Below are 19,729 nucleotides of genomic sequence, written 5' to 3' on the forward strand. Positions count from 1 at the left end.
CGCCTCGGCTCACGCCGTCCGTCACTCGTCATCCCGCCACCCCCACAAGGTCGTTGTCGCCGGCCTTCTCGTGATCCGTCTTCTCCTGCTCGGCCTGCACCCGCTCGGCCTTCTTCTGCTCGGCGTTCTGCCCGTCGCCGTGATCGTCCTGAGCGCCCTGGGCTCTCTCGTGGGCGTCGTCCAGGCCCAGCAGCAGCCGCACCACCGGCAGCACCGCGTCCGCGCGGTCGCCGTCGAGTTCTTCGGCGAAACCCGGTATGCCGCCGCCGACGGCCGGCGCGCTCGTCGGTCGGCCCGGCCCGCGGCGGACCAGCTCGCCGAGGGTGCGGCGCACCCCCGGCTCGTACGCCGAGAACGTCCGGCGCAGCAACGGCAGTACGTCCGTGAACGCGTCCCCCGGAACTCCGGTGAGCCAGGCGTCCACCAGGCCCAGGAGCCGTTCGTCGTGGACCAGCAGCATCCCGCCGCCGGAGCCTCCGCCGACGAAGCCCTCGATCCAGGCCGCCGCGTCGGCCGGTGCCGTACCCGGCGAGAGCACGAGCCCCATGAGCCGGGCGGCCTCGTCCTGCGCCAACTCCCCGTCGTCCAGCAGGAGTCGTACGGCGCGTCCCCGTATGACACCGGGCACCGTGTCCCGCCCCGCGAGGACATGGAGCACCGAGTGCCAGCGCGGCCGCAGCCCGTCGTCTCCCGGCGCCCGCTTCCCCGGCACGGCGTCGCCCAGCAGCCCCACCGCCCCGTGCACGGCGTCGACATGGCGGCGCATCTCCTGGGCCGCCTCCGTGTCGAGCGCGGCGCACGCGGGCGGCAGTCCGACGAAGACGCGCTCCGCGAGGCCCGCGGCTACCTCGGCCAGTGCCCGGGTGTCGGTGGCGCGGACGTCGCCGTAGCGCAGGGAGCGCACGAGGGCCGGGAGCGCCTGGGCGAGGTGGGCGACGTCGGCGTCGAGGGCGGCGCGGTCGGCGAGGACGCGCATCACCACGGGCAGGGCGTCCGGGAGTTCGGCGAGGAGGCAGTGCTCGGCGAGGCCGGTGATGTCGGCGAGGGAGCCGGCCGTGAGGGCGTCCGCCTCGGCCTTGGCGGTCGTCGCCGCGAGCACGGTGGTCCCCCAGACCCCGGCCTCGGCGACGCGCACGGACAGCTCGGGCTCCCAGCGCAGCCGCCAGGTCTCCCGGAAGGTGCCCGTGCTGCCGCGCGAGGTGGTCGGCTCGCCCCAGGCGACGCCGAGCAGCCGCAGTCGGTGCAGCAGCCGGCTGCGCTCCGCGTCGTTCTCCTTCCGCAGGTCGAGCTCCAACTCCCGCTCCAGGGCCTCCGGCTTGATCCGCAGCCGCCGCTGGAGCCGGGTGAGGTCCCGCTGCAACGGCACCGCCGGCGCGGACTCCGGCACCTCCCCCAGTGCGTCCCCGACCACCAGCCGGTCCCGCACCAGCGACAGCGGTACCTCCGAGCCGTCGCACATCACCGCCCGTACGGCGTCGGTGGTCTCGGTCAGGCCGGGCAGCGGGCGGCCGCGCATCGCGGCGAGCGTCTCGGCGAGCCGTACCGCCTCGATGACGTGCGCGGAGGAGACGATCCGGTCCTCCGCGCGCAGCAGCCCGGCCACCTTGGTGAGCCAGCGCTCCACGGGACGGTCGGGCGCGCGGAACAGGTGCCCGTACCAGCCCGGCGAGTCGATGCCCGCGCCGTAACCGCCGGCCCGGGCCAGCCGCCGGTTCGTCCACGGCACCCAGGTCATGTCCGCCTTGACCTTGGGCAGCCCCTTCAGCAACGCCCGGTCGGCGGCCACGGTCCGCTTCTGCCGCAGCGCGGGCACGTGCCAGGCCCCGCACACGACGGCCACACCGGCGTCCCCGAACTCCTTCTGCGCGGCCCGGATCCGCAACCGCATGTGCGCCTCGCGCACCAGGTCCCGGTCGCGGCCCCCGGTGCCGTACGTCTCCCGGAGCGCCCCCATGGCCTCCTCCAGCACGGTGAACGGCGCGAAGGCGTCCCCGCCCGTCCCCCGGTGCTCGACCACGTCCTCCCACCACCGCTCGGCGTCGTCGTACCCGGCGGCTTCGGCGAGCGCGGCGAGCGGGTCGCCCCGCAGCGGTTCCTCCTCCGGTGACGGGGCAGGCCCCTCCGGCTCGGGGTCGGCGTCCTCCTCGTGCCCCCGGGCGAGTGAGTGCGCGGCCGGCAGGTCGATGAAGCGGGCGGGGATTCCGTGGGCGAGGGCCCAGCGGATGGCCACCCACTCCGGGGAGAACTCGGCGAAGGGCCAGAAGGAGGACCGGCCGGGCTCGTCGACCGCGTGGGCGAGGAGGGCGACCGGGGGCCGCATGTCCTCGTCGGCCGCCAGCGCAATCAGCTCGTCCGCCTCCGGGGGCCCCTCGATGAGCACCACCCGGGGCCGGGCCGCGTCCAGAGCGGCCCGCACCGCCCGGGCCGACCCCGGCCCGTGATGCCGCACCCCCAGCAACAAGGGCCCGTCGGCAGCCCCGTCGGCCCGGACGGCGCCGCCCGGCGGCGCCTGCTCCCCCCGATCGCTCACGCGGTCACCTCCCGGCAGGCGCGGTAGAAGTCGGTCCAGCCGTCGCGTTCGCGGACGACGGCCTCCAGGTACTCCTGCCAGATGACGCGGTCCGCGGCGGGGTCGCGGACGACGGCGCCGAGGATGCCGGCGGCGACGTCGGAGGGGCGCAGAACGCCGTCGCCGAAGTGCGCGGCCAGGGCGAGCCCGTTGGTGACGACGGAGATCGCCTCGGCGGTGGACAGCGTGCCGCTGGGCGACTTCAGCTTCGTCCGGCCGTCGGTGGTGACGCCGTCGCGCAGCTCCCGGAAGACCGTGACGACTCGGCGGATCTCGTCGACGCCGTCGGGCACGGCCGGCAGGTCGAGGGACCGGCCGATCTGGTCGACACGGCGCGAGACGATGTCGACCTCGGCGTCGGCACTCTCCGGCAGCGGCAGCACCACGGTGTTGAAGCGGCGGCGCAGGGCGCTCGACAGGTCGTTCACGCCCCGGTCGCGGTCGTTGGCCGTGGCGATGAGGTTGAAGCCGCGGACGGCCTGCACCTCCTGCCCCAACTCCGGTATCGGCAGCGTCTTCTCGGACAGGATGGTGATCAGTGTGTCCTGGACGTCGGCCGGGATCCGGGTCAGCTCCTCGACGCGCGCCGTCATGCCCTCCGCCATGGCCCGCATGACGGGGCTGGGCACGAGGGCGTCGCGGCTCGGCCCGTGGGCGAGCAGCCGCGCGTAGTTCCAGCCGTACCGGATCGCCTCCTCCGGGGTGCCCGCCGTGCCCTGCACGAGCAGCGTGGAGTCGCCGCTGACGGCCGCCGCCAGATGTTCGGACACCCAGGTCTTGGCCGTGCCGGGCACGCCCAGCAGGAGCAGTGCGCGGTCGGTGGCGAGCGTGGTGACGGCGACCTCGACGATGCGGCGCGGTCCGACGTACTTCGGTGTGACGACCGTGCCGTCCGGCAGCGTGCCGCCGAGCAGATAGGTGGCGACGGCCCACGGCGAGAGCTTCCACCGGGCCGGCCGGGGCCGGTCGTCCTGGGCGGCCAGCGCGGCGAGTTCATGGGCGAAGGCGTGCTCGGCGTGCGCCCGCAGCACCTCGCCGTCCGGACGCGCTTGCGGACTCGCTTCCGGGTGCGTGTCGGGGCGTGCCTGCCCGCGCGGGTCCAGGTGCGTGCTCGTGTGCGTGTTCGCGGGCGCGGACTGGTTGTGGCTCGGGTCGACAGTGGTCGTTCCAGCAGACGCAGGCATGGCTGAGTCCCCCTCCAGCTCGGCCGGTTCGGATCTGCTGACCACACTGCACCACGCCACTGACAATCCAGTCTGACCTGGGGAAATTGGATCGCGCAAGCCAATTGTCAGTGGTGGGATCTACCTTCAGAACATGACTCAGCAGGGGGTGCGCTGGACGGCTGAGCAGGTGCTGGCATTGGCACCTGACGCAGCGTCGCGCAAAGCCGGAAGCAAACTCGCCGTGGCCGGACCTTGGTCGTCGGCGGGTACTTCGGACGAGGGGACGGTGTGGGGACTATGCAAAGGCAGTGGCAGCAAGCCGTATCAAACAGTGATCGACGTCGCGGACTCCACCGGGCCCGCCTACAAGTGCAGTTGTCCGAGCAGGAAGTTCCCGTGCAAGCATGCGCTGGGGCTGCTCCTGCTCTGGGCGGGCGACGACACCGCGGTGCCTCCTGGGCAGGCACCGGACTGGGCGCAGCAGTGGCTTGCCGGCCGCCGCACGCGCGCAGCGGAGAGGACGACGAGGACGGACGCGGCATCTGGGGCCACGTCCGCTGACCCCGAGGCGGCGCGGCGCCGTGCCGAGCGGCGCGCCGACCGGATCACCGCGGGCGCGGCGGAGCTCGAACAGCGCCTGACCGACCTGTTCCGCGGCGGCCTGGCCGCCGCGGAACAGGCGGGATACACGCTCTGGGAGGAGACGGCGGCCCGCATGGTCGACGCCCAGGCGCCCGGACTGGCCTCCCGCGTGCGGGAGTTGGGCGCGATACCGGGGTCGGGTCCGGGCTGGCCCGTCCGCCTCCTGGAGGAGTGCGCCCTCCTCCATCTGCTGGACCAGGGCTGGCTGCGCCGCGACCACCTCCCGGAGGGCCTCGCGGCCACGGTCCGCTCCCGGATCGGCCTGTCCGGCTCCGCGGACGGCCCACCGGTCCGCGACCACTGGCTCACTCTCGCCCAGTACGACACCTCCGACGCCCGTCTCACCACCCGTCGCATCTGGCTGTACGGCACCGGATCGGGCCGTACGGCACTGCTCCTCTCCTACGGAGCCGCCGGCCGCGCGCCCGAGCTGTCGCTCCCGGTAGGGCTGGCCTTCGAGGCGGAGGTCGCGGCGTATCCGGGCGCGGGACAGCTGCGCGCGGCGCTGGGCGAGCGCTTCACCGCGCCCGAGCCGTCGTCCGCACGCCCGCCGGGCCTCCCCCCGTCCGAGGCGGCCGCACGGTACGGCACGGCTCTCCAGGACGATCCCTGGCTCGACTCGTACCCGGTCACGCTCACCCACGTCGTCCCCGCCCCGGACGGCGAGGCCTGGCAACTGATCGACGCCGACAGCGATCTCGCTCTTCCTCTCACCTCCTCCGCCCGCTCCCGCCCCGGCCTCTGGCGCCTCATGGCCCTCTCCGGCGGGGCACCCGTCACCGTGTTCGGCGAGTGCGGGCACCACGGCTTCACACCACTGACGGCCTGGGCCGCGGATCGAGAGGACGCCCAGGGACCCACCGGGCAGGCGGTGGCCCTGTGTTGAGACGAGCCGACGTACGGGCCGCCTCGCCTCTTCCTCGGCCCCGTCACACCCCTCCGGCTTCACCCAACCGTCCGCGCACGGAAGGACCCCACATGAGAGGCCCCACGGGCGACGCTCCCTCCCCCACGCCGACCACGCCAGTGCTCGCCTGGGAGGAGCTGGTCACCACCGCGCTGCTCGGGACGGACCGGCGTACGCCGCCGGGGGCGGTGCCGGGCCGGGACGCGCCGGTCGCGCTGCTGGACGCGGCGGCCGTGGCGACCGTCCGGCGCAGGGCGGGGATACGGCCGGTACGGGCGGCGGCGCGCCCCGAACCGGCGGCACCGGACCCGCGTCCGCCCCTGCCACCGGCCGCGACGCGGCGGCTGACGACGCTGCTCACCGACCGGCCCGGCACCGGTGGGGGACGCCGGGGCGCGGCACCCGACCTGATGGAGCTCCTCCCCCAGTGGCTGGCCCTGGCCAACGCCTACGGTTACGCGGCACCTCCGGAGGTCCTGCCCGCCCTGCTGGACGCGGCCCGCGGCCGTACGGATCTGCGTCCCGCCGTGCTCGCCTTCGCGGGCGCGCGGGCGCTGTGGCTGGCCCGGCTCAACCCTGACTGGCGTTTCGCTCTGCGTGCGGCGCCCGGTGGTGGCGCGGCGCTCCCCGGCCCGGACGAGCCCGAGCGGGTCCGGCAGCTCTGGCAGGAGGGCCTGTTCGCGGAGCGCGTCGCCCTGCTCACGGCGATACGGGCCCGGGACGCCGCCTCGGCACGCGAGGTGCTGTCGTCCACATGGTCGACGGAGCGGGCCGAGGACCGGCTCATGTTCCTCGACACGCTCCGTACGGGACTGGAGGCGGCGGACGAGCCCTTCCTGGAGGCCGCGTTGGCCGACCGCAGCCGTAACGTCCGTGCCACGGCGGCGGAGTTGCTGTCCGCGCTGCCGGACTCGGCGCTCGCGCGGCGGATGGCGAAGCGGGCGACCGCGTGTGTGGCCGTCGACCACACCGGCAGCGCGTCGGCGGCCTCCGGGGCGCCCACGATCGTGGTCGAGGCCCCGCACGAGTGCGACCCGGGCATGGAGCGCGACGGTGTGCTGCCCAAGGCACCGGCCGGCCGGGGTGAACGGTCGTGGTGGCTGGGCCAGCTGGTGGAGGCGGCGCCGCTCGGGGCCTGGTCGCGGCGGTTCGGGGGGCGTACGCCGGAGGAGATCGTGGCGTTGCCGGTCGCGGACGACTGGCAGGGCGAGTTGCACGGGGCGTGGTGCCGGGCGGCTGTGCGGCAGCGGGATCCCGGGTGGTCGCGGGCGCTGCTGGGGGCGCCGTCCGCGCCGGAGGCCGGCGGGCCGGGCGCGGTGTCGCTGGCCGAGCGGGCGAAGCTGCTGGCGACCTTGGAGGGCGGGGAGCGGGCCGAGTGGGTGGCGGGGTTCATCGCCACCCACGGCTTGTCGGAGGCGTTCCAGCTGCTCGGGGTGTGTGCCGTGCCGTGGGCGCCGCCGCTGGGGCGGGCCGTGGTGGACGCGCTCAACATCGCGCGGGACGCCGGGAGTTATCCCTGGAGCTTCAGTGGCGTGATGGGGCTGGCCGAGCGGTGCCTGGACCCCGTGGAAACGGTGCGTCTCGAACCGCTGACGGCCACGCCGGAGGACGCGGAGGATGCGGCGCCGGGGGCCGGGGGGTACTGGGCGGAGGCGTTCCAGCGACTGACGACGACGTTGCGCCTACGGGCGACGATGAGCACGGAGCTGGCACCGCCGGAGGGTTCGTGAGGCGGGGGCGCGGGCCCTGCTTCTCAGGGGCGCGGGGAACTGCGCGAGAAGCCCCACCGGAGCGCACCCGACAACGCGCCCTCCCGGCCGCCCCGCACTCGCTCAAGCGCCCGCAGGCTGCTGTACGTTCGCCCGTACCCACTCCACGATCGACGCCGTTGTCGCCCCCGGCGTGAAGATCTCGGCCACTCCCTTGTCCTTGAGCGGCGCGATGTCCGCCTCGGGGATGATGCCGCCGCCGAAGACGAGGATGTCCTCGGCGTCACGCTCCTTGAGGAGTTCGATGACGGCCGCGAAGAGCGTGTTGTGGGCACCGGAGAGAATGGAGAGGCCGATCGCGTCGGCGTCCTCCTGGATCGCGGTGTCGACGATCTGCTCGGGTGTCTGGTGGAGGCCGGTGTAGATGACCTCCATACCGGCGTCGCGCAGCGCCCGCGCGATCACCTTGGCCCCGCGATCGTGGCCGTCGAGTCCCGGCTTGGCCACCACCACGCGGATCGGACCGGCTGCCACACCCATCACTGCCTCCATGAAACGACTGCACCAACCCGTGACGGAACGGCCGAGAACACCGCCCCAACCAGGCGAACCGCGCACATCACGGTCTCAGGTCCATGAAACACCTACCCACACAGCGCACCGGGGAAGTGAACGAACGTTATCTCCAGGATCGCGCAACCGGCCGTTTCGCGGTGGCGAGCGAGGGGGAAATCACACGGTGGGACACGTTCGCCGCGCACTGCTCCCGGATTCCGCGGCCCACGCGTCGCGGGGACCGAGGTGATCACGGAGGTGATCGCGGCATCCGGACCGTTTCCGGGCCGCCGGCCGGAGGCTCCCCGTGGCGTGCGCGCCACGGGGAGGCGTGCGCAAGGAGAGTCGTCGGAAGGTGCCGCACCGACCCACCGCCCGCGGGAGGCCAGGGTGGAGGACGGATCGGCACCGGCGGACGGCAGAAGGCAGGGCAGCGGGGAGTCGCGAAGAACGGGACCCCTCGTCGCGTGGTCGGCGCCTCGCACGTCGCACACGCACCGCACGTCACGCACGCGCTCCGCACGCACCGCGTCACGTCGCATCGCACCCGCCGTCCGCCGCCCGCACCGCCGGTCTCTCCACTAGGCACACGGGGGACAGAGCCGTCCGCCCGTGTGCGACGGGAGGTCGGGCATGAAGGTCACCAGGGCGGTCGCGCCCCTTGTTCCGCTCTGTGAGCGCTTCCTGCCGACCCGGCTGACCGGTCTGTCCATGGCTCTTCTCAAGGCGACCGCCCTGGAGTTGGCGATCCTCGCGGGACATCTGCTGCTCTATCCGTCCGGGATGACGCAGGAGCGACGGGCCACGCCCACGCTCCCCCCGTCCGACGCGCCCCGGCTCCCCACGGAGGAGAAGCCCCCGGTCGTCCTGCTGCACGGCTTCATCGACAACCGCTCGGTCTTCGTCCTGCTGCGCCGCTCCCTCGCGGGGGCCGGCGCCCGGCACCTCGAGTCGCTCAACTATTCACCCCTCACCTGCGACATCCGCACCGCCGCCGAGCTGTTCGGCCGGCGCATCGAGGAGATCTGCGAGCGCACGGGCCAGGAGCAGGTGGACGTCGTCGGCCACAGCCTGGGTGGACTGATAGCCAGGTACTACGTGCAGCGCCTCGGCGGTGACCACCGTGTCCGTACGCTCGTCACGCTGGGGACCCCGCACGGCGGCACCCGGGCGGTGCCGCTGGCGGACGCCCATCCGATCGTCCGGCAGATGCGGCCGGGTTCGGACGTGCTGGAGGAACTGCGGGAGCCGGCACCGGGCTGCCGCACCCATTTCGTGGCGTTCTGGAGCGATTTCGACCATGTGATGGCACCGGTGGAGAGCGCCTGCGTCGACCATCCGGACCTGATGGCGCAGAACATCAGGGTCACCGGGATCGGCCATCTCGCCCTGCCCGTGCACCCCGCCGTCGCCAACGGGATCCGCGAGGCCCTCGACACCTCACGGACGGGCGCCCGCGCCACCGCCCGCCCGGGCGGCCTGACGGTGGCGTGAGCCACGACCGCCGACCACGGGGCGGGAACCTGACGGCCGGGCCAGTGACGCTCGCCACAGGGCGGCAAAATGCGGACGTAAGGCGGTAAACCTGGCGCGCGCCCACGCGCCCCCACCACGCGCCCGACTCGCGACACCCCTCCCGACGGCAATTTCGCGCCCCACGCCGGACCCGAGGTCACCCGGAGAAACGCCTCGCCCCGGTTCTCACGGGCGTCCTGCATGTCGCATGCAGTGGTCGACTATCGAACAACCTTCGAACGCCAGGCCAAAGTCATGCCCACAGACCGCCGAAAGACGCTCGAATGCCCGTTTCCTGCGCGCGCGAAACCCGTTGAAGATTGTCGCGCCCGCATACCGCCGGGTACAGTCACCGCACTGCTCTGCCAGCCCCTGTCGTCGAGGCGAAAGAGAAGTTGGTGAACGATCGTCACCCGTCGGGGACCGCAACACCCCCGGCTGCGGCTTCTGAAGCCGACCCGGCGCACTACGCGTCGTACGGCCACCAGGAAGCCGGCTACGGCGACTTCACCACGTACGGCGATTACCCCGCCACCGGTTTTGAAACCGGCTCCCACGTGAACGCCACGGGCACCTTCGCGGTCGACCCCCTCTTCGGCGACATGCCGGGCAACGACAGCGGTACCGGCTCCTACGACGCCACCCAGTGGTCGACCGGCAGCCACCAGACGCTGAACTACGACCCGTACGCCGCGCAGCACCAGGCCGCGTACGACACGGGCAGTTACGACACGACGTCCTGGTCGTCCGGTTACGAACACCTCTCCCAGGTTCCGACGCAGCCGTCGGGCCCCGACGCGAGCGGCCAGTGGGACGCGAGCGGCTGGCTGCAGACCGAACAGTCCGACGACGCGGACCAGTTGGGGCAGGGCGGCCAGACCCAGCAGTGGATCGGCACCCAGCACTTCGACACGGGCGCCTTCGACGCCACCCAGTGGAACAGCGACGGCACACCCGTCGGCGACGAGCACGGTGGCGGCGCGGCCGAACACTCCGGCGGCGCCCCCGAGTCGTACGAAGCGCACGACCACCCGCAGACCGTCGTGGTGGACCTGTCGTCCGAGGCCACGGACTTCCACCAGCAGGCGACCGCCACCTTCGAGCAGATCGCCCCGTACGACCAGGACGAACACCCCTCGGCGGACGGCGAGTTCGAGAGCGACGGCGCGGACCGCGCCATACTCCTCGACGGCGAGGAAGAGGTCACCACGGCGGCCACCAGCAGCGCGGGCCCCGGCCGGGCGGCCACCCGCGCGGCCTCACGGTCGCGCCGCAAGGCTCCGGCCAAACGTTCCGCCCTGCTGACCGTGGCTGTTCCGTCGGCCTGTGTCATGGGGGTCGCGGGGATCGCGGCGGCCTCGGTCGGCGCCACGTCGGACGACACGGAGACGACGGCGTCGATCAAGTCGGACGCCACCGCCGTGAAACCGTCCACCGCCAACAACCAGCTCGACACCCAGCTGGAGAGCCTCTCCGCCGAGGCCGACAACTTCGCCGACCGGGCCAGCCGGACGCAGGAGCGCATCGACCTCAAGGCCCAGCAGGAGCTGGAGCAGAAGAAGGCCGCCGCGGAGGCGGCCCGTAAGGAGCGCCTGCGGCCGAAGTTCGCGCTCCCCGTCGCCGAGCGCGGGCTCAGCGCCTACTACGGACAGTCCGGCGTCAACTGGATGTCCCTGCACACCGGCATAGACTTTCCCGTCTCGTACGGCACCGCGGTGATGGCCGCGACCGACGGCACCGTGCGCACCCAGTGGAACAACGCCTACGGCAACATGGTCATCGTGACCGCCAAGGACGGCACCGAGACCTGGTACTGCCACCTCTCCACCTACAAGGTCGCCTCCGGTACGACCGTCAAGGCCGGCGACACCATCGCCTACTCGGGCAACTCGGGCAACTCGACCGGCCCGCACCTGCACTTCGAGGTCCACCCGGCGGGCGGCTCCGCCATCGACCCGCTGTCGTGGCTGCGCAGCCACGGGCTGGACCCGACGTAATCCGACGTAACCCGACGTAACAGGCAGCCGTCACGCGCCTGGGGCGCACAGACACGAAACACCGGGCCCCTGCTCAGGCAGGGGCCCGGTGTTTCGTTGCGCAGGGCACAGGGCGCGTCCGCTACAGCTTCTCCACCGGCGCGTACCGCAGCAGCAGTCGCTTCGGCTTGGTGTCGCCGAAGTCGATCGTCGCCTCCGCGTTCGCTCCCGAACCCCCGACGCCGACGACCGTGCCGAGGCCGAACTGGTCGTGCGTGACGCGGTCGCCCACGGCGAGGGAGACCACCGGCTTCTCGTCGCCGCGGCGGGTGGCGAAGCCGGACGCGCCACGGGCCGAGGAACGGGAGCGGGAGGACGACAGCGACGCCGCGATACCGGCGGCCGGACCCGAGGACACCGGCGCGGAGGCACCCGTGCGCTTCCACTCCAGATGGGTGGCCGGGATCTCCTCCAGGAACCGCGACGGCGGGTTGTACGAGGGCTGTCCCCAGGCGCTGCGCAGCGTCGACCGGGTGAGGTAGAGCCGTTCCCGTGCGCGGGTGATGCCGACGTACGCGAGGCGGCGCTCCTCCTCCAGTTCCTTGGTCTGGCCGAGGGCGCGCATGTGCGGGAAGACGCCGTCCTCCATGCCGGTGAGGAAGACCACCGGGAACTCCAGGCCCTTGGCGGTGTGGAGGGTCATGAGCGTGATGACGCCCGAGCCGTCCTCCTCCTCGTCGGGGATCTGGTCGGAGTCGGCGACCAGCGCCACCCGCTCCAGGAAGGCGGCGAGGCCGACGGGTGCCGCGGCCGGCGCCTCGCCCTCGGTCTCGCCTTCCGCGGCACCGGCCTCCTGCTCGAACTCCAGGGCAACCGCGGCGAGTTCCTGGAGGTTCTCGATACGGGTCTCGTCCTGCGGGTCGGTGGATGCCTGCAACTCGGCCAGGTAACCCGTGCGTTCGAGGACGGCTTCCAGGACGGTCGCCGGCCCGGCGCCGGACTCGACGACGGTCCGCAGGTCCTCCATCAGCGTGTTGAACCGCTTGACCGCGTTGGTCGACCGGGCGGCCATGCCGTACGCCTCGTCCACGCGCTTCAGGGCCTGCGGGAAGCTGATCTTCTCGCGCTGGGAGAGGGCGTCGATCATCGCCTCGGCACGGTCGCCGATGCCGCGCTTGGGCACGTTGAGGATGCGGCGCAGGGGGACGGAGTCCTCGGGGTTGGCGAGGACACGCAGATACGCGAGGACGTCCCGGACCTCCTTGCGCTCGTAGAAGCGGACGCCGCCGACGACCTTGTAGGGCAGGCCGACCCGGATGAACACTTCTTCGAAGACACGGGACTGGGCGTTCGTCCGGTAGAAGACGGCGACGTCGCCGGCCTTCGCGTCGCCCGCGTCCGTCAGTCGGTCTATCTCGTCGGCGACGAACTGGGCCTCGTCGTGCTCGGTGTCGGCGACATAGCCGGTGATCTGCGCACCGGCGCCCGCGTTGGTCCACAGGTTCTTCGGGCGGCGGGACTCGTTGCGCTCGATGACCGCGTTGGCCGCGGAGAGGATCGTCTGCGTGGAGCGGTAGTTCTGCTCCAGCAGGATCGTCGTCGCGTCCGGGTAGTCCTCCTCGAACTGGAGGATGTTGCGGATGGTCGCGCCGCGGAAGGCGTAGATCGACTGGTCCGCGTCACCCACGACGCAGAGCTCCGCCGGAGGCACGTCCCACTCGGCCGGCGGCACGTCCACCGGGTGCTCGGAGGTGCCGACCAGCTCCCTGACCAGGGCGTACTGGGCGTGGTTGGTGTCCTGGTACTCATCGACGAGGACATGACGGAAGCGACGGCGGTAGTGCTCGGCGACGTCCGGGAAGGCGCGCAGCAGATTGACCGTCGTCATGATCAGGTCGTCGAAGTCGAGCGCGTTCGCCTCGCGGAGGCGGGACTGGTACAGCGCGTAGGCCTGGGCGAGGGTCTTCTCGAAGCCGTCGGCGGCCTGGGCGGCGAAGTCCTCCTCGTCGATCAGCTCGTTCTTCAGGTTCGAGATCTTGGCGCTGAAGGACTTGGGCGGGAAGCGCTTCGGGTCGAGGTCCAGATCACGGCAGACGAGCGCCATCAGCCGCTTGCTGTCGGCGGCGTCGTAGATCGAGAAGGAGGACGTGAAGCCGAGCTTCTTCGACTCGCGCCGCAGGATCCGGACGCACGCGCTGTGGAAGGTCATGACCCACATCGCGTTCGCGCGCGGGCCGACGAGCTGCTCGACGCGCTCCTTCATCTCACCGGCGGCCTTGTTGGTGAAGGTGATCGCGAGGATCTGGCCCGGGTGGACATGCCGCTCGCCGAGCAGATGCGCGATGCGGTGGGTGAGCACCCGGGTCTTGCCGGAACCCGCGCCGGCGACGATGAGCAGAGGGGAGCCGGCGTGCACCACGGCCGCCCGCTGGTTCTCGTTCAGCCCGTCCAGGAGGGCCGCCGCGTCGAGGGCCGGGCGGGGGGCGCCGCCCCGGTAGTACTCGTCCCGGTCCGGGGGCGCGTCGAACTTCCCGCCGAACAGATCGTCCGGAAGCGGCTCCGGTACATGATCGTCCTCGGGCGGCGGCGGGGGCTCCTCCGCATGGCCGCGGGGGGCCTGGAGGTCCGCCAGGAAGCTGTCGTCAAAGAGGCTGCTCATCGCTCTCCGAGTCTAGGCGCCCCCACTGACAGCGAGGGGCCGCCCCGGGAAGTCCACACCCGCCACTCACCGCGCTCACCTCACGACGGTGAGCGATCGAGCGTACCGCCTGCCGCACGCACGAGGCTAAGGTCACGAAAACGTATCGGGCATATCGAACATCAACCTTCACACGGGACCCACGAGTTGGCTAGCTTCTTCTCTTGGGCCGTACGACACAACCGGCGAACGTCGCCGGGCCGCACGGCCTCCGCCGAGTCCGGTACGCCTCTCGTGGCGCCGGAGCCGGGGACCCACCGACCTCAGGGGTGAATCGACCCGACCGCCGCTCGCGGCAAGGGTCGTAGGGCAAACCTTCCGAAGCTTGCGCCCGAACCCGACAGCTAACTCGGTAGGCGGACTACGGAAGGAGACGCCGAACCATGGCGCCGCACCGCAAGCCGCGTCCGACCGGCCGGACGCGCGCGGGCATACGCACCCCCGCTCTCGCCACGGCCGCCCTCACCTCCGTGGCCCTGCTCTCCCAGACGGCCACCGCCGCACCCTCCGACGACAGGCCGAGCCTGGAGGAAGTCGGGAAGAAAGTCGACGACCTCTACCGCAAGGCCGGGTCGGCGACCGAGAAGTACAACGCGGCCAAGGAGAGGACGACCAAGCAGAAGAAGAAGGTCGACACCCTCCTCGACGGCGTCGCCAAGCGCACGGAGAAGCTCAACGAGGCGCGGGAGGAACTGGGATCGTTCGCCGCGGCCCAGTACCGCAACGGCGCGTCCGCCCCCGACCATGCCTCGCTGCTCCTCGCGGACAACCCGCAGGACTACTTCGACCAGAACCAGCTGATGGACCGTCTGACGGACCGTCAGAAGCAGGCCGTCGACGCGTACGTCACCGAGCAGGCCGACGCGGCGGAGCAGCGCCGGACCGCGAGCGACAGCCTCGAGAAGCTCACCGAGTCGCAGAACGCCCTCAAGGCCGGCAAGGCCAAGGTCCAGGCGAAGCTCGCCCAGGCCCGCGAACTGCTCTCCACCCTCACCGCCGAGGAGAAGGCCCGGCTCGCCGCGATCGAACAGCGCGAGCAGGAGGAGGCCGACCGCAAGGCGGAGGAACTCGCGCGCCTGCAGGCGGCGCAGCAGGCCAGCCAGGAGGCCCCGAGCACCCAGGAGACCCAGGAGCCCCAGGGAGGGACCACCGCCGGCACGGAGACGTCCCCCGGCACCAGCGGGACCACCGCCCCCGTCGAGGACTCCACCTACGCCACGAAGGCGACCAAGGCCCTGGCCTTCGCCCGCGCTCAGATCGGCAAGCCGTACGTCTGGGGCGCCACCGGCCCCGGCTCCTACGACTGCTCCGGCCTCACCCAGGCCGCCTGGAAGGCCGCCGGCGTCGACCTCCCGCGCACCACCTACGACCAGGTCGAGGCGGGCACCACCGTCCCCCTCGCCGACGCCAAGCCGGGCGACCTCGTCTTCTTCTACGACAACATCGGTCACGTCGGCATCTACATCGGCAACGGCATGATGATCCATGCCCCCAAGCCGGGCACGTACGTCCGCGAGGAGTCGATCTTCTACGACGGCGAGTCCTCGATCCACAGCGTGGTGCGGCCCGCGTAACCGGGGCTCGCCACCCGGGGCCTCACCGTGAGGGTTGCCTCAGGTCCAGAGCACCGCGATGAAGACGTTGGCGGTGGTCAGCGCGCCCACCAGAGCGAAGAGCGGCTTCTCCACCGTCTCCTCGTCGCGCTTCACGTAGACCAGGCCGAGGATCACGATCAGCAGCGCGAGCTTGACGCCGATCTTGATGTTGTCGACGGGCTGGTCGTCGGCCTGGTTGAGGCCGACGAGGAGGGCGCCGGTGACGAGCATCGTGAGGGCGCCGTGCAGCATGGCGGGGACGAAGCGGGCGGCGCCCTGGCCCATCGCCTTCATCTGGGTGAGGAATCCTCCCAGGAGGGAGGCGATGCCGATGATGTGGAGACCGACGAGGATGTGGATGAGTACGTCCATGCGCGGAGCCTAATGAGGTGCCCGAGACCCCTCGGGCACCGGGGCGGCCGGACCGGAACCTTCGACCGGCGCCCTCGACCGGCACCCTCGGATGACCTTGCATATATGCGCTCCATAGCACCGAGACGCACCCGCCCGGTCCGAAATCGCCGCATCGGTCATCGCACAGCGTGAAGTCGGCGGCGCCGGGCCAGGATCTCGGTCACATACGGTCACCTCACAGTCGGTGCGCGCCACTTCCGTACAACGCGTTACCGGGCCATCACAGCCAGGTTTAACGTCCTCCCTCAGGTGACCGGCTCCCCACCGCCGCCCGGGCCAGGGGCGGCAGTCGGCCACCACCGCCGAGAAGGTCCGGCGGCGTCCCGCTCCCCCTGTGCGGGCCGCCGCCGGACGCGTCACCGCTCCCCCCAGGCGGTCCGTACGGACAGACGATGTTCGTACTGCGGACGGCGGTCGTACGGAGAGGACGTGGACTCCACGTGGCAGCGCACCGCAAGCCCAGACAGCGCTCGCTCGGCGGCCATACGGCCCGCACGGCCGCGACGATCGCCCTCGCGGGCGCGGCGACAGCGACCGGTTTCGACGGCACCGGGCACGCCGACCCCCAGCTCACCCCGGAGCAGGTCAGGGCGAAGGTGGCCAAGCTGTACCAAGAGGCCGAGGTCGCCACCGAGAAGTACAACGGCGCGAAGGAGAAGGCCGACAAGGCCCAGGAGAACCTCGAGGAGCTGCGCGACCAGGCCGCCCGCCGCACCGAACGGCTCAACTCGGCCCGGGACGAACTCGGTTCGCTGGCGGCGGCGCAGTACCGGGACGGTGGCATCGCCCCCACCTGGCAGCTCGCCCTCTCCGCCGATCCCGACCAGTACCTGGACGGCGCCGCCCTCGCCGAGCGCGTCGGCAGCCGGCACTCGGCGGACGTGGCGAGCGTACGGAAGCAACTGCTGGACATCGAACGCCTGCGCGGTGCCGCCCGCGTCGAACTGGGCACGCTCAAGACCCGGCAGACCGAACTGAAACGCCATAAGAAAACCGTCACCTCCAAGCTGACCGACGCCCGTCAGCTGCTCGGCCGACTCACCACCGAGGACCGCTCACGCTTCGACACCCGCAGCGGCACCACGGGGCACGCCTCGCGCTCCTCCACCACGGCCCAGCGCGGCCTCACCGGCCCGGTCTCCCCCGCCTCCGCCACATCCGACGCCCCCAACTCCCGCGCCGCCGCGGCCATCTCCTACGCCTACTCCAAGATCGGCAGCCCGTACGTCTGGGGCGCCACCGGTCCCAACGCCTTCGACTGCTCCGGCCTCACCCTCGCCGCCTACCGCGCCGCCGGTGTCTCCCTCCCCCGCACCACCTACTCCCAGATCAACGCCGGCCCCCGCGTCGCCCGCTCCGACCTCCGCCCCGGCGACCTCGTCTTCTTCTACTCCGGCATCAGCCACGTGGGCATCTACATCGGCAACGGCCAGATGATCCACGCCCCCAACCCCTCGGCCCCGGTACGCGTGGCACCCCTGGACGAGATGCCGTACGCGGGCGCGACACGGGTGGCTTGAGCGGGGCCCTGAGGCGAGGGCTCTGAGCCGTGGGCCCGAGTGGCGGGTGGGAAGGGGGCGGGGGCGCCCCGGCGCTGGCGGGCGCGGCCGGACCCACCCCGGCCGACCCACCCCGGCGTCCCACCCGGGCGCTCCGGGCCCGGCCCACCGCACTCGCCCACCGCCCTCGCCCTCCTCCTCGCCGCCAGCGGCCGCGCGACGGTACTTCGAGGGCGCCGGGCCGGACCTTCGGCCTCACACCAGGCGGCGTGCCGTCGCCCACCTCGTCAGCTCGTGGCGGTTGGAGAGCTGCAGCTTGCGCAGGACGGCGGAGACATGGGACTCGACCGTCTTCACCGAGATGTAGAGCTGCTTGGCGATCTCCTTGTACGCATAGCCACGGGCGATGAGCCGCAGCACCTCACGCTCGCGCTGGGTGAGGCGGTCGAGGTCCTCGTCGACGGGCGGGGCGTCGGTGGAGGCGAACGCGTCGAGCACGAAGCCGGCCAGACGGGGAGAGAAGACCGCGTCGCCCTCCTGGACCCGGAAGATGGAGTCCACCAGGTCCGAGCCGGTGATCGTCTTGGTGACATAGCCGCGCGCGCCGCCCCGGATCACCCCGATCACGTCCTCCGCCGCGTCCGACACCGACAGGGCGAGGAAGCGCACGGGCTGCTCGGCGTCCGCCATCAACGACGAACAGCGGCGCAGGACTTCGACCCCACCGCCGCCGGGCAGGTGCACATCGAGGAGCACCACCTCGGGCCGCGTACTCGTGATCACCGAGACCGCCTGATCGACGTCGGGGGCCTCCCCGACCACCTCCACCCCCGTACGGTCCGTCTGCCCGATCTCGGCCTGCACTCCCGTACGGAACATGCGGTGGTCGTCCACCAGCACCACCCGGACATGCCGCCCGGGGCCGGACGGTCCCGGTGCGCCGAGTGCGCTGGGCGCGGCGGCACCATCGGGCGCGGTGGGCCGGTCGGACGGGTCCTGCCGGGCGGGCTCGCCGGGCAGGCCCTCTGCCGAACCCGTGCCCCGCGCGGCCGTACCTCCTGGTCCCCCGCTCGGCGTCGTGCCCGAGCCGCCCTGTGCGGCAGTGTCGTTGGCCCCGTTCGCGTCACTCATGACGTCGTCTCCGCCCTCTCCATCTCCAGCTCGACCTCCGTGCCGCCGCCCGGTACGGCGCGGAGCCGTGCCGTGCCTCCGTTGCGCTCCATGCGGCCGATGATCGATTCTCTGACGCCCATGCGGTCGGCGGGTATCGCGTCGAGGTCGAATCCTGGGCCGCGGTCGCGGACGGACACGAATACCGTCCTTCCCTCGACCTCGGCGTAGACCTGCACGGCGCCGCCCTCGCCACCGTACTTGGCGGCATTGACCATCGCCTCGCGCGCGGCTTGCATCTGTGCGGTCAGTCCCTCGTCGAGGGGGCAGTCGCCGACGACGACCACCTCTATGGGGACACCGTGCTTGTCCTCGACCTCGGCCGCGTTCCGCCGGACGGCCTCGGCGAGGGTGTCGGGCTCGTCGTCCTCGTCCTTCCCCGTGCCCTCGGGCTTGTACAGCCAGTTCCGCAGGTCGCGCTCCTGGGCGCGGGCGAGGCGACGGACCTCGTTCGGGTTGTCCGCGTTCCGTTGTATGAGCGTCAGCGTGTGCAGCACCGAGTCGTGGACATGGGCCGCGACCTCGGCGCGCTCCTGGGCGCGGATGCGCATCAGGCGCTCCTCGGAGAGGTCCTGGGTCATACGCACGAGGTACGGTCCGGCCAGCAGGGCTATGCCCACGAGGACCGCGAGCGCTGCCTGGAGGACCGAGCCGAGGTGGGCGGCCGAGCCCTGGAGGACGAATATCCCGGAGACCCCCGCGGTGACCAGCAGGACACCGGCCACGGAGCGCAGCAGGGTGATCGTGCGTCGACGGCGGCCGACCTCGGCCCAGCGGGCCCGCCGCGCGTTGTCCGCCTGGCGCCAGACCAGGGCGACGCCGGCAGCGACGAGCACCGTCGGCCAGAGATACGCCCTGGCGCCTTCCCCCAGGTTCACATTGCCGACGAAGACCATGGCCACGACGACCATGAGGAGGAGGGCGACTATCTGGCCGCGGTCGGGCTTGCGGGCCACGAGTCTGCGGCGGCCGTCGGGGGAGGTCTCCGTGGCGATGGCCGGAGGCCGCTGGTTGTCGACGCCTCCCACGCCGAGGGGGACGAAGAACCAGAACGCCGCGTAGAGGAGGGCACCGAGGCCGTCGGCCAGGAAGAGGCCGGCGAACACGAGCCGCACCCAGGTCACAGGCAGACCGAGGTGCCCGGCGAGCCCTCGCGCCACGCCTCCGAGCCAGCGTCCGTCGCTGCTGCGGTAGAGCTTGCGCGGGGGCCGCGGAGTGTCGACTGGCAGTGCTGCGGCTTCCGGCATGCCATCGATGTTCACACGCACGGCCGAGCGGGGCATCAGGGTCGACCCCCGAGACGTCCCTGATCTT

At 72.2% G+C, this 19,729-nt stretch carries 13 protein-coding genes and 1 riboswitch; of the genes, 6 read left to right on the forward strand and 7 right to left on the reverse strand.

Going from position 1 to position 19,729, the window contains the following annotated elements; all coding sequences use genetic code 11:
- Nucleotides 1-28: 28 nt before the first annotated feature.
- Together ACZ9QC_RS15295 and ACZ9QC_RS15300 are read right to left on the reverse strand one after the other, a co-directional pair.
- Complete coding sequence (locus tag ACZ9QC_RS15295) at nt 29-2,461, reverse strand: DUF5682 family protein (RefSeq protein WP_472921700.1); 2,433 nt, start codon at nt 2,459-2,461, stop codon at nt 29-31.
- 65 nt (nt 2,462-2,526) lie between these two features.
- A complete protein-coding gene (locus ACZ9QC_RS15300) occupies nt 2,527-3,753 on the reverse strand; it encodes an ATP-binding protein (RefSeq protein ID WP_472920640.1) in 1,227 nt (408 codons plus the stop codon).
- A gap of 133 nt (nt 3,754-3,886) precedes the next feature.
- Between ACZ9QC_RS15300 and ACZ9QC_RS15305 the strand changes: the two genes are divergently transcribed.
- Nucleotides 3,887-5,263 (forward strand): SWIM zinc finger family protein, encoded by a 1,377-nt coding sequence (locus ACZ9QC_RS15305; RefSeq protein ID WP_472920641.1) that lies wholly within the window; start codon nt 3,887-3,889, stop codon nt 5,261-5,263.
- A gap of 92 nt (nt 5,264-5,355) precedes the next feature.
- A complete protein-coding gene (locus ACZ9QC_RS15310; RefSeq protein WP_472920642.1) occupies nt 5,356-7,014 on the forward strand; it encodes a DUF5691 domain-containing protein in 1,659 nt (552 codons plus the stop codon).
- Between the two features lie 102 nt (nt 7,015-7,116).
- Here ACZ9QC_RS15310 and ACZ9QC_RS15315 read toward each other — a convergent pair whose 3' ends face one another.
- Nucleotides 7,117-7,533, reverse strand: coding sequence for a cobalamin B12-binding domain-containing protein (locus tag ACZ9QC_RS15315; protein ID WP_472920643.1), 417 nt, complete (start codon nt 7,531-7,533; stop codon nt 7,117-7,119).
- A gap of 648 nt (nt 7,534-8,181) precedes the next feature.
- On the opposite strand from ACZ9QC_RS15315, the gene ACZ9QC_RS15320 reads away from it, so the two are divergent.
- Together ACZ9QC_RS15320 and ACZ9QC_RS15325 are read left to right on the forward strand one after the other, a co-directional pair.
- Entirely contained in the window at nt 8,182-9,042 is an 861-nt protein-coding gene (locus ACZ9QC_RS15320; RefSeq protein ID WP_472920644.1) for an esterase/lipase family protein, read from the forward strand.
- Nucleotides 9,043-9,461: 419 nt separating this feature from the next.
- Nucleotides 9,462-11,060 (forward strand): M23 family metallopeptidase, encoded by a 1,599-nt coding sequence (locus ACZ9QC_RS15325; RefSeq protein ID WP_472920645.1) that lies wholly within the window; start codon nt 9,462-9,464, stop codon nt 11,058-11,060.
- 121 nt (nt 11,061-11,181) lie between these two features.
- On the opposite strand, the gene pcrA is transcribed toward ACZ9QC_RS15325, so the two are convergent.
- Nucleotides 11,182-13,698, reverse strand: a complete 2,517-nt coding sequence (pcrA, locus tag ACZ9QC_RS15330) for a DNA helicase PcrA (protein WP_472920646.1) — start codon at nt 13,696-13,698, stop codon at nt 11,182-11,184.
- 241 nt (nt 13,699-13,939) lie between these two features.
- Nucleotides 13,940-14,111: riboswitch (cyclic di-AMP (ydaO/yuaA leader) on the forward strand.
- 9 nt (nt 14,112-14,120) lie between these two features.
- On the opposite strand from pcrA, the gene ACZ9QC_RS15335 reads away from it, so the two are divergent.
- A complete protein-coding gene (locus tag ACZ9QC_RS15335) occupies nt 14,121-15,311 on the forward strand; it encodes a C40 family peptidase (protein WP_472920647.1) in 1,191 nt (396 codons plus the stop codon).
- Between the two features lie 39 nt (nt 15,312-15,350).
- Here ACZ9QC_RS15335 and ACZ9QC_RS15340 read toward each other — a convergent pair whose 3' ends face one another.
- Nucleotides 15,351-15,704 (reverse strand): hypothetical protein, encoded by a 354-nt coding sequence (locus ACZ9QC_RS15340; protein ID WP_472920648.1) that lies wholly within the window; start codon nt 15,702-15,704, stop codon nt 15,351-15,353.
- 482 nt (nt 15,705-16,186) lie between these two features.
- Between ACZ9QC_RS15340 and ACZ9QC_RS15345 the strand changes: the two genes are divergently transcribed.
- Nucleotides 16,187-17,266, forward strand: a complete 1,080-nt coding sequence (locus ACZ9QC_RS15345) for a C40 family peptidase (RefSeq protein ID WP_472920649.1) — start codon at nt 16,187-16,189, stop codon at nt 17,264-17,266.
- Between the two features lie 234 nt (nt 17,267-17,500).
- Here ACZ9QC_RS15345 and ACZ9QC_RS15350 read toward each other — a convergent pair whose 3' ends face one another.
- Together ACZ9QC_RS15350 and ACZ9QC_RS15355 are read right to left on the reverse strand one after the other, a co-directional pair.
- Nucleotides 17,501-18,376 (reverse strand): LuxR C-terminal-related transcriptional regulator, encoded by an 876-nt coding sequence (locus ACZ9QC_RS15350; protein ID WP_472920650.1) that lies wholly within the window; start codon nt 18,374-18,376, stop codon nt 17,501-17,503.
- Nucleotides 18,373-19,698, reverse strand: a complete 1,326-nt coding sequence (locus ACZ9QC_RS15355; RefSeq protein WP_472920651.1) for an ATP-binding protein — start codon at nt 19,696-19,698, stop codon at nt 18,373-18,375. Before ACZ9QC_RS15355 ends, ACZ9QC_RS15350 begins: the two co-directional genes overlap by 4 nt.
- Nucleotides 19,699-19,729: the final 31 nt, after the last annotated feature.

This window comes from Streptomyces sp. HUAS MS02 (assembly GCF_055702265.1).